A 13615-nucleotide genomic window follows, 5' to 3' on the forward strand; every position below is an offset into this window, starting at 1 on the left:
AAAGCATTGCGTATTAATAAGTTTATTAGTGAGACAGGATTCTGCTCACGACGCGAAGCGGACAAGCTGGTAGCCGCGGGTAAAGTGACGATCAACGGGGTTGTCGCGGAATTGGGGAGTCAAGCCGAAGAGGGTGACGATGTTCGCGTCCTAGGCAAGCCGATTGCCGAGAAGAGCAAGCACGTATATATTGTCGTGAATAAGCCAGTCGGGATTACCTGCACAACGGAGACACATGTCCCGGGAAATATTGTGGATTTCGTGAACCATCGGGAACGGATCTTTCCAATTGGCCGCTTGGATAAGGACTCGGAAGGTTTGATTCTCATGACCAATGACGGGGATATTGTGAATCAGATTTTAAGAAGCGAAGGGCGCCATGAAAAAGAGTATGTAGTAACGGTCAATCGTCCGGTTACCCCGCAATTTATTCAAGGGATGTCGAGCGGTGTTCGCATTCTTGGGGCGATGACGCTTCCTTGTAAGATAACGAAGATCGGTGAGCGTGAATTCCGTATTATTCTGACAGAGGGTAAGAATCGGCAAATACGCCGCATGTGCCAAGCCTTTGGGTATGAGGTGCGAAAGCTGCGTCGTATGCGGATTATGAATATTCAACTGGGATCTCAGAAGATCGGAACATGGCGCGACTTATCCCCGCAAGAGAAGGAAGAGCTTGGGGACATGCTGCAATATAAATTGGATTAATGACTGAATAATAAAAAGGCGCTTCGTATCGAAGCGCCTTTTGCGTATTCCATGATAAGATGGACGGGTTTATTTCTTCACCGTGATCTTCTGATCCGCACCATTATCTACGAACTTCCGCATGATCGAAATTTCAACCCGGCGGTTCTGGGCACGGCCGATATTCGTATTGTTCGAAGCAATTGGACGGTATTCGCCTTGCCCAATAACACTGAACAATTTCGGGTCTAGACTCTGATTCTGCAAGAGAATCTTCATGAATTTCGAAGCCCGGGTGGAGCTGAGTTCCCAGTTCGACTCGAACTCGGAATTAGAGATGGGTTGGTTATCCGTATGGCCCGTAATGATCACTTCATAACCAGGGAATTGCACGAGCATATCGGATAACGCGACGGCTAGGCTGCGAGATTCCGGTTTGACCGTCGCACTGCCTGACGAGAATAGGGCTGTATCACTAATGGTGATGAGAAGTTGGGATTGATTAAGTTTCGTATTCAGCTGGTTCGTCAATTTGTTGTCTTTAATATATTGATCCAGCTGCTTCTTGATCTTCTCCATATTCTCTTCTTCTTTTTTCATGGCGGCCATGTTCTCTTTATCTTTTTTATCCAAGTTGCCCATATTGGCCTTGTCTTTATCTTTCTTCCCATTGTCTGGGCCGGTATTGATGACCGCTGTCTGATCAAGAATGCCGGTACTTCCGTTAAAAGCCATGCTGAACGCTTGGCTCATTTCTTCGAATTTCTTCGCATCCACTGCGCTCATCGAATATAACACAATGAAGAGTGCGAGTAAGAGCGTCATAATATCGGCGTACGGAATGAGCCAGGATTCATCAATATGATCATCGTGATGGACCTTCCTATTCTTTTTGCTCACCGCCGGATGCCTCCTTTTCCTCCAATTTCGCACGTTCTACAGGAGTTAGGAATACAGCTAGCTTCTGACTAATCGCAATCGTTGAAACACCGGATTGAATGGACAACAGCCCTTCAACCATCATAAGACGAACTTGAATTTCACGTTCAGAGATCCGTTTTAATTTGTTAGACAAGGGATGCCAGATCACATATCCGGTAAAAATACCTAATAGGGTCGCAACAAAGGCTGCGGCAATCGCATGGGTCAATTTTTCCATGGATGACATATCCGCTAGCGCAGCGATTAGACCGATTACGGCGCCAAGTACCCCGAGTGTAGGTGCATACATCCCTGCTTGGGAGAAGATCAGTGCCCCCGCACGGTGGCGCGTTTCTGTCGCATTAATATTTTCCATGAGCACATCACGCACGAAGTCTTGGTCGTTACCGTCAATGATCATCCGCATGCCGTTACGCATGAAATCATCCTCGATTTCTTCTACTTTTGTTTCAAGAGCTAGAAGACCTTCGCGGCGTGTGATGCTCGCCCAATCTGTAAAAAGACCGATCAATTCGCTGCGGCTAATTAATTGTTGTTGCTTAAATGCAATACCGAATAACTTAGGAATTTTCTTGAGCTCTGACATGGGAAAAGCTACGCAAACAGAAGCAGCCGTCCCGACGAGAATGATCATGATCGCAGCGGGGTTATATAATGCCGAGATCGGAGCTCCTTTGAGAACCATCCCCACCCCGACTGCTGCAACGCCTAGAATAAGACCGAGTATTGTTGATTTTTCCACTATGCACACCTCATCCATGAGAATAAAATAATTACCATCCGTAGTTTTCGACGCATTTCGCCAAATCCAAAGAAAATGATATGTAATATACTATTTATCGTCAGCTTCGACGAAAAAATTTAGGTATAATAGAGAAGGAATTATGGTTGTTTATGACATCGGTTAGATAAGGGAGCGAAGAGTATGGGCGTAAAGCATGCAAGGGAGTATGCAGATATTCTGGTAGATTTAACGGAGGCCGTGGCCAAAATACCGGATTGTTATGAATTTTTCGAAATGACATCCGAAGAGTGGGAACGCTTAAGTGGGGAGGATCGGAAGGAAGTGCTTGAGGCGCTTGCAGACGATGTTTTCTATGGATTGGGTGAGCATACCATCATTCAAGTGGGCAGTTCAGAAGTAACCTATGATGCGAAATTCCATCTGATTGATGTCAGTATAGGCGATCAAATCCTGGCGATGGTAAAATTAACTTAATCACGCGATATACAGCAAAAAACACGTCGAGCTTTTCCGAAAGGGAGAAGTACGGCGTGTTTTTATATGTAACTTATTTTTTCGTAGCTAGGAATTTGGCAACATTAGCGATTTCTTCTTCTTTTAATTTGTCTTTAAAAGAAGGCATCATGCCACCTTTACCCTTGGTGATGGTCTTATAAAGTTTTTGCTCGTCCAGCTCAGCTCCGACTTTTTGCAAATTCGGTCCAACGCCGCCTTCAAGCGAGTTCCCGTGGCACGAAATACAGTTTGCTTTCAATGTTGCTTCGGCAGCTGCCGTATCTAATGTTACTTCTGGCATTGTAGCTTCTTGCTTGGCTGCTCCTTTAGGTCCCGCATTCATCGTAAACATCAATACAATAGCTAAGGTACAAGCTCCAAAAAACAGTGTGCTCATGATCCACTTTTGCATATGTTCGCCCCCTTTGCATCCTACTAGTTAAATTTACCACAGCTATACATCATCGTAACACTATATTCCAAAAGGTGTAAATGACAATTTTGTGAATACGGGGCGGATTAGGCTGTTGAAGTGACAATTATCCTTGTAATACCATGCAATGGAATTGCGCGAGTCCTTCAGGCGTTCGCTTATCATAGGTATCTGTAATGGTAAAACCTGACTTTTCATAAGTGCGAATGGCGCGCTTATTCCACGTATGGACCTCTAGATCGATTTCATGTTGTGGGGTACGTCGCAAGGCCTCTTGTACAATGGTCTCCATAAATGTAGAACCTAATCCCTGTCCACAGAGGTCCGGCCGCATACATACGCCAAGTCGAGTCACGCCCACCATCGGGAAAAATTGTGCGAAGCCAATAAGCTCCTCATCTACAGAGATAATGGAAGCGTATTGCTGTACACGGAACGTAGGGTCGCCGAACTCGATGCCTAGCCGCTGCATTTCCTCCCAGGAAAGCCATCCGTAAATATCATAGGGCGGTTCAAAGCTCCACTCGCAAATCGCTTCGGCATGCGCTTCTGACAGCGGTGCAATATGTAGTGAAAGAGGGGGTTGATTCATTCTATTGACACTCCTCTATAAGGATCGATATGGTATAAGTATAGCAAAAAGGAGGCGGTTGGATATGGTACATCAGAACACGGTGTCTATTGATTGGGTAAACAAGCATCTCGAGGATTCGAGCATTGTTATTGTAGATTGTCGATTCCAATTAGGTGCGCCTGAAGCGGGACGGACGCTTTATGATGAGGGGCATCTGCCAGGGGCCTTTCATTTGGATTTGGAACAGGATCTGTCTTCACCTGTAGGACAGCATGGGGGCAGACACCCCTTACCGAACGTAGACGAATTGGCTGTGAAGCTAGGGTCGCTCGGTATTGACGGCACGAAGCATGTGATTGCGTATGATGAAGGCGGGATTATGGCAGCCCGTCTATGGTGGTTGCTCAATTATATGGGTCATCCCGGAGGTGCATCCATCATGGAGGGTGGGTACCGTGCTTGGGGCGAGGCAGGATTTCCGACAACTTCTGCACCGTCTACCGTTATCACGTCGACAACGTTCGTTCCGCAAATCGACACTTCGATCGTCATCCATATCGACGAGTTACGACATAAATTGGGCCAACCGGGCGTTCTACTCCTGGATTCTCGGGAGGCACCAAGATACCGCGGAGAGATAGAGCCGATTGACCCTGCAGCGGGCCATATTCCGGGAGCGAAGAATGTCTTCTGGAAAGAAGGCTTGGATAACCAGGGCAACTGGCGTTCACGGGAAGAGCAACAAGCACGTTTTGCTGCCGTGGGCGCAAAGGATGCCGATGAGATTATTGTGTATTGCGGTTCGGGTGTGAGTGCTTGCCCGAATGTGCTTGCCTTGAGGGAAGCGGGATATACGAATGTGAAGCTGTATGCGGGGAGCTGGAGCGACTGGGTTAGCTATGAGGACAACCCGATTGCAATAGGGGAAGAGTAGGAGCCGAAAGGCCAAGTTAAGCATTTAAGAACAGCTTATGAGAAGGACAGAGGGACCAAAAAATCCCGCTGTCCTCTTTTTAATATTGGAACACTTACGATTACATTTGCTCCAGTGATTTTAATACGACCAGCGCAATATCGCTGATATCGATGACCCCATCACCGTTCAGGTCCATCATTCGATTGCCTTCGTTCAGCGTTTTGCCTAATTGTTGGGCAATAAGTGCGACATCCTGGGCGTTCACCTTATGGTCTTTGTTGAAATCTTCAACATCGTAAGTGAACTGGACGCCAAGCTTTACATCTTCTGACAGCATGTAAGACAGCCTGGTCATGTCTGCATTCTTGTCGGCAAAAAACGACTGCTTCGTAAGTACTACTTCAGCAGGATCCCCGAATTGCTTCGGCTTCATCGTAATATGTGCAACGTCCACGCTGTTACCAAGCGCTCGGTCTCCTAACAGCGTGGCGATGATGTTGATCTTGCCATTTGCGCTATCCTGGTTCCAGCCTATATATGCGGTTGAACCGGAGCCGAAGCCACTGGCCATTCGAACATCAACCACTTCGAAGAGTGCCGGATCGAATTCCAGTGCTGCCTGCACGGCATACAAGTCGGTAATGTCTTTTGCTTGTAATGTTACGTCAAATGGTTCCCCCACGGATACTTCACCGTTAACCTTCAATTGCAAGCTGCCTGGTGATTGTCCTTCAAAGGTGACGTGATCATAATATCCGATCATCATATTCCATGCCGATGAATACATGGCAATCCTCGCAAATGCTGCCTGCTCCGGAGCAACACCGGTTGCGGAGATGTCGATCCATTGTTTTTGCGGCATGTCTTTAATAATCGTACCTGCAACCGTACCGATCTGGGTTCCGGATTTATCATAGAAATATAAAACAATGCCGGAATCGTCTGTGTTCGTACCATAAATTAGTCCCTGCTCAATATAGAGCTTCGCAGCAGCCGTATATTCACCGCCGCGGACAACCGGAATCGGATCGCTCAGATAGCTGCCTACTCCTTTAGTTTTGTCCTGCTCTTTATCTACTACCTTCAAGCTTTGTCCCGAGTCTCCGCAATAGCTCTGCTCGCTCGAGAGACTAAATTCAGTCACCGTTGTCGTATAAGCATTACTCCAGCCCGGAATCGTTCCATCCGTATTGAGCGGCTCTTCGAAGCATCCGTTTCTCACCGGCAGCGTCACACTGGTAGACTTGGAAACCGGAATCATCATCAGCTTCGTGCCATCGGTATAATAGATTTGCTCCTGTCCCTCGGCATCCTTCGCCAGCGTCATGAAGCTCATTTCGAAGTTGCTTGGCGTTAGCGAGCGATGCTCCAGCGTGACCGGATCAACCACCGTCATTCGATTCGCTAGGCCGGTATAGAGGAGACCATCCTCACCCCAGCGGAAGTAATACGGGCGCCACATGCCGTAATCCTTCACATCCGGATAAATATTTTTCTGCTTGACGATCGACAGATCACTCGGGTTCAGCGCGAAAAGAATCCCGTCGACGCCGCCCCACAGCAACCCGTCCTCACCAAAGGTAAGACCGCTGATCATGCGATGTTTGCCAAGCCCCTCTAACGTGGTGAGCTCCTTATGCATCGTCATTTCTTTTTTCACGGTATCAAATACGAAGACTTCCGGATTATTCGCTGGCATCGTCGTGTTCAATCCGCCGGATTTCGTTGTAGAACCATAGATCTTACCATCCTTATACGCAAGGCCGACAATGCTATGATCTTTAATCAGATCCCGATAGACTTGCTTCTCTCCGCTAGCCAAATCGTAAATCGTTAACGCGCCGCCTAATTGCCCATAATCCGGAATGGAGCCGATGATCAGCTTGCCGTCGGCGTACGCCATTTTATAAGGCCGGTCTTGACCTGATCCGATTTGGAACAGCAGTTTGGGTTCGCTCATCTTGCCACCGGATATGTCCGCCTCAAAAATATTACCGCCAGGATATACACCGTAATACACCTTGTTACCGGCAGACACGATTCCTTCCGCTTGCCCGACTAAGAAATTGGAGGACTCATTGGTTCTCGGATCAAATACACCGCCAACTCCACCAGGATAAGCCGTCATATAGAGACGCCCATCCGTCCCACGCTCCATATTATGGATCGGAATTGGTCCGCCCTTGGCAACAACGCCCGGCAAATCCTTGCGAATTCCTTTCTTAACATCAAGCGCTGACAATTTACCGTTAGACTGAATCGTGACGATCGTGCGATCCGAAGTTAATTCAGGATCCCCCATATCGATCCAGGCCGCTCCCCGCAAAGACGTAGCGAAGCTGATTCCGGTATTTCGCGTCGTAAGCGTCGCTAAATCTACCTCCAAGATGCCGCCGTGTGCAGGAACATAGGCTTTACCGTCTGCGACAGGGATCTGGTTGTAGCTCATCACACCTCTTCCGCTTACAGGGTCAACACCTATCGATTTATTTTCCCACTTCTGTGTCTCAAGGTTGTAGTACACCAGGATCAGGCCTGCATTTCCGCTCGCCTTAACGAAAAGGTATTTATCCACGACGGCCATATCGTAGGCAAATTCCAGCTCTTTATGTTCTACGCCGAGAATCCCCGGCACCTCATCCGAAATGACTTCTGTGGCCCCTGTAGTCACATTCACCTTCACAACCTCGAACGGGAGAGCCATGCCGGCATAAATATATCCATCATGGTACGCCATCGAACGGATATAATTGTGGTCAGCAAGCAAGCTGCCGTAATCCTTTAATTCCTGGGTCTTCGGATTGTAACGGTACAACTTGCCATGATCATAGGTACCGATATAGACATTGCCTTCCGGATCGGTCGTCATGGACCATACTGATTTCTCGCTTCCGATCACCTTCAGCTTCTGAACTTTCTTGGTCACCGGCGAGTAGCTCCACAGCTCACCCGTGCCTGACGATGTAATGGCGCCGATATAGACGGTTTTATCCGGTGCAATGACATGTCTCCAGGATTGGGCTACGCCCTCAAGCTCGAAATCCCGGATCAGCTGATTATTTTCCACATCAATCACATTAAATACCGCCGGAGTCGTGGATGCTGTTGTGTAAAGAACCTGCTTTCCATCTTCCATCCCCATCACGCCATCGTTAATTGAAACCGTACGAATCGGATAGCCAAGGTTCTCGGGCGTACCAAACTTTATTTTTGACAATCTGCTCCCGTGCTCTGAAGCTGCCTGCGCCCCTGACGGCAATAGCATACTCAGCCCCAGTGCAAAAATGAGTAATAAAGCTAGCAAACGATTTCTCATACCGTATAGGTTCATAGACAGTGCCCTCCTTCGTGCTAATTCAACAGCTTCGACAAGATCGCATTTGTCAGCATTTCGACATCCGCCTGATCAATTCTGCCGTCGTTATTGATATCGAATTTCCAATTCTCATTGGTCACCATTTGACCTGTCAGCTTGGCTACGGCCATTACATCATAGAGATCGATCTTGCCGTCTCCGTTCACATCAAGAGATGCTCTGCGAATCGAAGTGCTTGATCGATCATCCTCTGCACTAACATAAATCTTGTTGTTCTCGACTCCATCCGCATCCTGCACGCCGGAGCCTTGCAGCAGCGTAACATCCACCTTTTCCGCTTCACCTAACAATTTAAAGGTAACGTTCAATACCTGCTTATCGCCGCTAATGGTAGAGCCCGCTGGTTTTGACACATCGAATTTGAAAATGCCTGTCTCTTCAATGCTCCAATGTAAAGCTGCTGCTCCTCCAGCATTAAAATCATTAGCTACGGCAACACCTGCCACCTCAAGTACCGCCGGATCATAGGCCAAGCTTCCGGGTGCCGTCTGAACGTCTATCCCTCGGCTAAGCATAACCTTCGCTTCAAGGGGCTGGCTGCCTAAAATACCTGTCGACATTTGTAGATGCAGAGTGCCTGGGGCTTTCTCCTCCTGAGGTGAAGTCAAGGTGAAATCATCGTAAAATGCTCCCGACTCAGCCGTAAAATAGTTAGAGATGGAGGCTGCTATTCTTGCATGTTTAGCATTGGCCGGAGCAATACCCGTTACGGTAACCCGCGTCCATTCTCCAACTTTTCTTAAATGAACGATGTTCTCGCCGTCCTTATCCGTATTGACCTGTTTCCCGACTGCATCATAGAAACGAAGCACCAGACTTGCCCCGCCTGCATTCCCCGCATTCGGCGCGATATAGATCATCGCTGAACCGTTATATTGAAACCCTGGGGTGACTAAACGCGGATCGCTCTGCAAATAGATCGGCAATGTATTGGACTTATCAACAAGCTTGAGGCTCGAATTGCCGTAGTAACGCACATCCTGCGTTATTTCGTGTGATGTTCCTTCATTCGGAGCAAAAAACATGCTCCAGCCCGGGATGGTTCCATCTGCATTCAGCGGCTCCTCAAAGCCATGATTAAAGAGAGGTTTATTGGTATAAACCGCCTGAGTGACCGTAGTTTTCTGAAGATCAGCGTCAACATCTTCTGAAGTCAACGCCTCATCTTGTTCACTCACGGGCTCATCCATCTGGCCATCGACAGATTCGTCAACAGATTCATCAAGCGAACCCGAACCTTCAACAGATTCATCTGCTTGTTCCTCAGGGACGCTAATCGGTACATCACTCAATTGTTCATCCTGCCCGTCTACAATCATTTCCAAGTTCCTCGTAGAAGCCTGAATTGGAGCGGGAACGAACGTAATCGACGGCAGTGCCATCAATAATGCTAAAGCTGCAATACTCGCGATTCTTCGTGCTTTCTTTAATTTGGAGTCTATCATTTGTGATTCTCCTCCTTTAGTTCAATTGCTGAAGCATTTTCCAGATGAACACAGCCGTATCTGCGCGATTCGAAGACTGCTTCGGTACAAACCGGTTTTGCCCTGTACCCGATGCGAGATTCATGCCTCTTGCCTTGTTTACAGCGTCCTTCGCCCAGCCACTGATGGCCGCGTCGTCTGCGAACTTCTCACCGGAAGCCGCGATGTTATCAGGAATCAGGCTCAGGGTTTGCAATGCATTCATCGCAATAACGACCATCTGCTCGCGAGTCACCGGATCATTCGGTCTGAATGTGCCGTCGCCAAATCCGTTGATCATATGAAGCTGGCGCAACGTTTCAATCGATTCGTAATACCATGCATTCGCTGCAACGTCAGAATATACGGTCTCTGCCTTGCTGCCTTGCGCAAGCTGATCCAGAGCGAACGCGCTCACAATCATGGAAGAGAATTCGGCACGGGTCACTTGTTTGGCGGGGGAGAAGAGCATCTCCGACGTACCTTTTACGATATGTCTGGCTGTCAATACATCAATCGCATACTGGGCCTCTGCATAAATTCGGGAAGTATCCTCATAGGTCTTGGCGTATTCCATGATGCGATAAGTTCCTGCCTGTTTTACGCCAATCGTGAATTTCCCGGCGTCTGCCTGATGAACGGCTCCCCGCACATAATCCCAGGTTCCGGCAGTCGCGTTATAACGATATACACCAAGTTTGTTGGCATCCCGTCCAGCCAGTGTATATCCCATAACCGCCTTAAGCTGCACCTGCGCGATTTGCGGAGAATTCATAGTCCATTTGGACAAAGAAGCTTTAATACTTTGAAGCAATGCATCGCGCTGGCGCAAATCATCGTCGGCAATGCCATAGACTGCATCGATGCCCGTTCCCTGTTTGCTCACAGCTACCTGGGAAAGTCCTTCAAGGGTTGCTGCCGCAGCCTTCAGCAGGACTTCCTTATCCGCTGATGCTGGCTCCGATTTCATCCCGTTAAGCAGCACCTGGAGCATCTCCGCAGCCCGTACCGGATCCTTTTCCTTCAAAATGGCATTCAGAATCTCAGACATATCCTTGGACACTGGAGGAGTTGGTGTATTCGTTGATCCGGTCTGACCGGTTGTATCCACCGCCGGTTGACCGCTGTCCTGCTTTGAAATTTGGACCGTAACAGCCGCACCCAACCCAGTTGTAAGCGATTTCAAATCTTTGTATCCTTGTTCATTGGTAATCCTTTCACTGCTCACGGCTTTGACATGTTGGAGTTTGACCACTGCGTCTTTTTCTTGCCTTGCCTTGAACGTAATTTCTGCCAGACGAACAGACGCTTGCGGATTAGGCTGTAATTGCTTCCTGACTAGTGGAAGGTACAGCTTGCCCTCATTGGCATCGATCGTATAGGCATCAAAGGAATCGTAAGCATCACCCGCTTTAACATCCAAAACCTGCAAAGCCTGAGCATCGTAGGTTAACGCAACCTCGACGCCGAAGAGATCATTGAACCGTTCCCCAACAACTTGCAGCTTGAACGTATCCCCGATACGAACGTTATTGGAGTTGCTGCTGAGTGTAATCTGTGAGCCTTCAGCCGCGCTTACGTCCGTACTTCCGATCGAGAAGACCGTTGAACTGAACAAGATCAGGCATAGGGCAAAAATCATTTTTTTCATCCTTATTTCTCCTTTCTTCGGATCACACATGGAATATCAAATATGAATCTAGCTATTGCGGGGCACTAAGGAGTAGTAAAAGAAAAGCTCTAAAATCGATCCATAAGGTAGAAGACGGAGTTTTGCTTTGGAAACATGGCTTCGAGCACAGATAAATGCTGCGGTTCCAGAGCAGATTCGTCATACCCTTGCAGCAGCAGATGCATGAATTCCTCCTGCGTTAAGTTGATGCGGAGGTATTCGATCTCCGCGCGCGGAGCAGGCTCGACCGCAACTTGCCCATTCAGGTAATGAAAATAGGCCCGTTGTCCTGCGCATTCCCATTCGATTTGCAGGGATTGATCCGCATGCGCTCTACTATTTTGCAGCCTAATCTGGAAGACGGAAGCCAGCTTCGCCAGTAGAGGCTGGAATCGGATGATTTTCCACATCATATAAGGCAACGTCTTCTTCACCGCCCCCCATGCCAGGAAACGATCGATCAAGATATGATCGCCAGGAAGATTGGCCAGCATGCGTGTCGCTTCCGGTCGCTGTTCAGCCATGGCATGGAACAAAGGGAGGGCAGCACGATCCTCGCCCTTGAGGTAGCAGAGTTCATCCAAGTAGACCGTTCCGTCTTCCTCCGGCTTGGTGATATGCCCGTATGCTACGACAACCCCTTCACGCATAGCCAGCAGGCAAGTGGTTGCCTCCCATTTCGGCCATTGCAGACGATCCTGCCAATGGCTGGCCGGACGGATGACCGTACCGGTCCGATTCTCGTTAAATTGCTCATAAATGCTGGAAACAACATCCGTATAGGACGAATCGAACGGAAGAATATCATATTCAGAATTGCTGCTGGCCGAAATGCTAGCGATGTCTAATTCGTACATCGTCTCAGGAACGATACTCCAGCCGGCTTTCTCATAGAACGGGTTGATCACGGCAAATAGCAGGGAGAGGTCATATTCCTGCTGCTCCATCCATGCTGTGATATGGTGCAAAATTTGCCTGCAATGCCCTTGTCCCCGATATTCAGGAACCGTAGCTACGCTGCCGATCCCCCCGATTTTCACCGCTGCATCGTTCAGGCGGCCGATAAAAGGGAAGAGTTGTACGGTAGATGCGATATCCTGCTCCTGCGCGGCGATCCAGGTGGTGGACAAATCGTAAGTTGAATCATGTTCTATACGCTTTTGGAAAAAGTCTCTTCCATCGGGAAATACATTTCCCAACATGTCATAAACGGCTTCCAATTCAGCGCGGTTTGCAATACTGCGAATTTCTGACTGTTGGCTTGTCATGGAATCTAGCCCTCCGATCGCAAAAGAGTGAATGCTGTTGCCTAGTATTTGATGACTGTCGCGATTGTTTCTGTCGGCTTTCTATAATTCTCATAGGCCTCTGCGGCATCATCTATTGCATATACATTTGTGATGAGCTTCTTGATCGAGATTCGCCCCTCTGCAAGTAAACGAATGTATTCCTCTACGTTTCGGCCCTCCGTCCAACGGACATAGCCGATCGGATAATCCCGATTCTCCCTTTCATACTGCGCGTCATACCGGCCGGGGCCGCCTGCGCGCGATATAAGCACCTGCGCTTCCTTCCCGAACATAAGCTCTCGGGAGAACTCGGCCGTCAAATCGCCGACAATGACGATTTTCCCGCGATCCCGAATCCATTTCATCGAGCTATTCATCAAATGCTCCCCTGGGCCGCTGGCACAGTGCAGAACCGCATCCGCCCCAAAACGTCCGACAGCATCCGTGAGTCGTGCTTCCATTACCGCCTGGTCCTGATACATATGAGCGAATCCGCGCTCTTGCAGCATGGCGACCCGGTCACCTCTTACATCGAGGCCTACGGTTCTGTAAGCAGCCGCACCGGCAATCTGCGTGATGAGGTTGCCGAGTATACCGAGCCCAACGATGACAACCGACTCTCCGAACCGCAAATCAGCCATACGAAGCGCATGAATAGCAATCGCGCCAAGACCGGCAAAAGCAGCCTCCTGCGGATCGACGTGATCGGGCACGGCGGCAACCAAATTCGCTGGAACGGCCAGCCATTCTGCATGATGTACATAGGGCGCGCCATAGCAGGCTACAAGCTGGCCTGCCCGAATATGATCCACGCCTTCCCCGACCTGATCGACAATGCCGACGGCATTGTAACCAAGCGTTGCGGGCTGCTCCGAACCCTTCCTGACAAAGATCATTTCCGTACCCGGACTAATCGCGGAATACATCGTCCGTATCAGGACGTGACCGTTCAGCAATACCGGCTTCTCTCGCTCCGCAATTATAATTTTTCCATTCTGTGTAGCAATCGTCTTCATCGCGTAG

Annotated in this window: 12 protein-coding genes; 3 read left to right on the forward strand and 9 right to left on the reverse strand. The window is 48.8% G+C overall.

Annotated features, from left to right (window positions below):
* The first annotated feature begins 6 nt into the window (after positions 1-6).
* Positions 7-708: a pseudouridine synthase gene (locus BVG16_RS28125; protein ID WP_078502523.1), complete on the forward strand. Its 702-nt coding sequence runs from the start codon at positions 7-9 to the stop codon at positions 706-708.
* 69 nt (positions 709-777) lie between these two features.
* Here the strand turns inward: BVG16_RS28125 and motB are convergent, their stop codons facing one another.
* Positions 778-1587 carry a flagellar motor protein MotB gene (gene motB / locus BVG16_RS28130; protein ID WP_078502524.1) on the reverse strand — a complete coding sequence of 270 codons (810 nt, stop codon included), beginning with the start codon at positions 1585-1587 and terminating at the stop codon, positions 778-780.
* The gene (motA, locus tag BVG16_RS28135) at positions 1571-2371 is read right to left on the reverse strand and encodes a flagellar motor stator protein MotA (protein WP_078502525.1); all 801 of its coding nucleotides are present in this window, start codon (positions 2369-2371) and stop codon (positions 1571-1573) included. The genes motB and motA overlap by 17 nt, the downstream gene beginning before the upstream one ends.
* Positions 2372-2554: 183 nt before the next feature.
* On the opposite strand from motA, the gene BVG16_RS28140 reads away from it, so the two are divergent.
* On the forward strand, positions 2555-2848 hold the full coding sequence (locus BVG16_RS28140) for a hypothetical protein (RefSeq protein WP_078502526.1): 294 nt from the start codon (positions 2555-2557) through the stop codon (positions 2846-2848).
* Positions 2849-2921: 73 nt separating this feature from the next.
* On the opposite strand, the gene BVG16_RS28145 is transcribed toward BVG16_RS28140, so the two are convergent.
* Entirely contained in the window at positions 2922-3281 is a 360-nt protein-coding gene (locus BVG16_RS28145) for a c-type cytochrome (RefSeq protein WP_078502527.1), read from the reverse strand.
* Between the two features lie 127 nt (positions 3282-3408).
* Positions 3409-3894, reverse strand: a complete 486-nt coding sequence (locus tag BVG16_RS28150; protein WP_078502528.1) for a GNAT family N-acetyltransferase — start codon at positions 3892-3894, stop codon at positions 3409-3411.
* A gap of 64 nt (positions 3895-3958) precedes the next feature.
* Between BVG16_RS28150 and BVG16_RS28155 the strand changes: the two genes are divergently transcribed.
* On the forward strand, positions 3959-4810 hold the full coding sequence (locus tag BVG16_RS28155) for a sulfurtransferase (RefSeq protein ID WP_078502529.1): 852 nt from the start codon (positions 3959-3961) through the stop codon (positions 4808-4810).
* 100 nt (positions 4811-4910) lie between these two features.
* On the opposite strand, the gene BVG16_RS28160 is transcribed toward BVG16_RS28155, so the two are convergent.
* The 5 genes from BVG16_RS28160 to BVG16_RS28180 all read right to left on the reverse strand — a co-directional run bounded on the left by BVG16_RS28160 (position 4911) and on the right by BVG16_RS28180 (position 13608).
* Entirely contained in the window at positions 4911-8123 is a 3213-nt protein-coding gene (locus tag BVG16_RS28160; RefSeq protein ID WP_078502530.1) for a cohesin domain-containing protein, read from the reverse strand.
* A 20-nt stretch (positions 8124-8143) separates the two neighbouring features.
* Positions 8144-9613 (reverse strand): dockerin type I domain-containing protein, encoded by a 1470-nt coding sequence (locus BVG16_RS28165; protein ID WP_078502531.1) that lies wholly within the window; start codon positions 9611-9613, stop codon positions 8144-8146.
* Positions 9614-9629: 16 nt separating this feature from the next.
* On the reverse strand, positions 9630-11282 hold the full coding sequence (locus tag BVG16_RS28170; RefSeq protein WP_158081822.1) for an S-layer homology domain-containing protein: 1653 nt from the start codon (positions 11280-11282) through the stop codon (positions 9630-9632).
* 89 nt (positions 11283-11371) lie between these two features.
* Positions 11372-12571, reverse strand: coding sequence for a GNAT family N-acetyltransferase (locus tag BVG16_RS28175; protein ID WP_078502533.1), 1200 nt, complete (start codon positions 12569-12571; stop codon positions 11372-11374).
* A gap of 41 nt (positions 12572-12612) precedes the next feature.
* Positions 12613-13608 (reverse strand): zinc-dependent alcohol dehydrogenase, encoded by a 996-nt coding sequence (locus BVG16_RS28180; protein ID WP_078502534.1) that lies wholly within the window; start codon positions 13606-13608, stop codon positions 12613-12615.
* Between the last annotated feature and the right edge of the window lie 7 nt (positions 13609-13615).

The sequence above is a fragment of the Paenibacillus selenitireducens genome (assembly GCF_002021565.1).
Taxonomy (GTDB): domain Bacteria; phylum Bacillota; class Bacilli; order Paenibacillales; family Paenibacillaceae; genus Paenibacillus_K; species Paenibacillus_K selenitireducens.

Bases quoted from the DNA above. Each gene is read 5' to 3' on its own strand.
- BVG16_RS28140 (WP_078502526.1), top strand. From the start codon at position 2,555: ATGGGCGTAAAGCATGCAAGGGAGTATGCAGATATTCTGGTAGATTTA.
- BVG16_RS28145 (WP_078502527.1), bottom strand. From the start codon at position 3,281: ATGCAAAAGTGGATCATGAGCACACTGTTTTTTGGAGCTTGTACCTTA.
- BVG16_RS28150 (WP_078502528.1), bottom strand. From the start codon at position 3,894: ATGAATCAACCCCCTCTTTCACTACATATTGCACCGCTGTCAGAAGCG.
- BVG16_RS28155 (WP_078502529.1), top strand. From the start codon at position 3,959: ATGGTACATCAGAACACGGTGTCTATTGATTGGGTAAACAAGCATCTC.
- BVG16_RS28160 (WP_078502530.1), bottom strand. From the start codon at position 8,123: ATGAACCTATACGGTATGAGAAATCGTTTGCTAGCTTTATTACTCATT.
- BVG16_RS28165 (WP_078502531.1), bottom strand. From the start codon at position 9,613: ATGATAGACTCCAAATTAAAGAAAGCACGAAGAATCGCGAGTATTGCA.
- BVG16_RS28170 (WP_158081822.1), bottom strand. From the start codon at position 11,282: ATGAAAAAAATGATTTTTGCCCTATGCCTGATCTTGTTCAGTTCAACG.
- BVG16_RS28175 (WP_078502533.1), bottom strand. From the start codon at position 12,571: ATGACAAGCCAACAGTCAGAAATTCGCAGTATTGCAAACCGCGCTGAA.
- BVG16_RS28180 (WP_078502534.1), bottom strand. From the start codon at position 13,608: ATGAAGACGATTGCTACACAGAATGGAAAAATTATAATTGCGGAGCGA.